The organism is Mesorhizobium sp. M7A.F.Ca.US.014.04.1.1 (assembly GCF_003998745.1).
Classification (GTDB): Bacteria; Pseudomonadota; Alphaproteobacteria; order Rhizobiales; family Rhizobiaceae; genus Mesorhizobium; species Mesorhizobium ciceri.
In genome coordinates this window covers 1-590 of the sequence record NZ_RZRW01001358.1, presented here as the reverse complement: position 1 = coordinate 590, position 590 = coordinate 1, and the positions used below count along the sequence as shown (strand labels likewise).

The following is a 590-nucleotide window of genomic DNA, read 5'->3' as shown; positions in this document are numbered from 1 at the left end:
GGGAATCGGCTATCGTTTCCCGCAGGCCGTGTGAAAGGTGGTGGTGCCGATGAAAGCCGTCGTCTTCGAGAAATTCGGCGAAGCGCCGAGGATCCAGACCGTTCCTGATCCGAAGCCGGCAGCCGATGGCGTCGTCATCAAGGTCGAGGCGACCGGTCTGTGCCGCAGCGACTGGCATGGCTGGATGGGTCATGACGAAGGCATCACGCTGCCGCACGTGCCGGGCCATGAACTTGCCGGCATCGTCGTCGCCGCGGGCAAGCAGGTCACACGCTGGAAGGCCGGCGAGCGCGTCACAGTGCCGTTCGCCGTCGGCTGCGGCCGCTGCTTCGAGTGTAATTCGGGCAATCACCAGGTCTGCGAGCACCAGACACAGCCTGGCTTCACCGGCTGGGGCTCGTTTGCCGAATATGTCGCCATCGAACATGCCGACACCAATCTTGTGCGCCTGCCCGACGAGATGGAATTCGCCACCGCCGCCAGCCTCGGCTGCCGCTTCGTCACTTCGTTTCGAGCCATTGTCGACCAGGGCCGGGTGAAGCCGGGCGAATGGGTCGCGGTGCATGGCTGCGGCGGCGGCGGCCTGTCGG

1 protein-coding gene is annotated in these 590 nt (G+C 65.4%); it reads left to right on the top strand.

All coding sequences use genetic code 11. The annotated features are described in order from the left end of the window. Nucleotides 1-49 precede the first annotated feature (49 nt). A partial coding sequence (locus EOA22_RS36530; protein WP_164756330.1) for an alcohol dehydrogenase catalytic domain-containing protein occupies nucleotides 50-590 on the top strand: 541 nt, incomplete at its 3' end.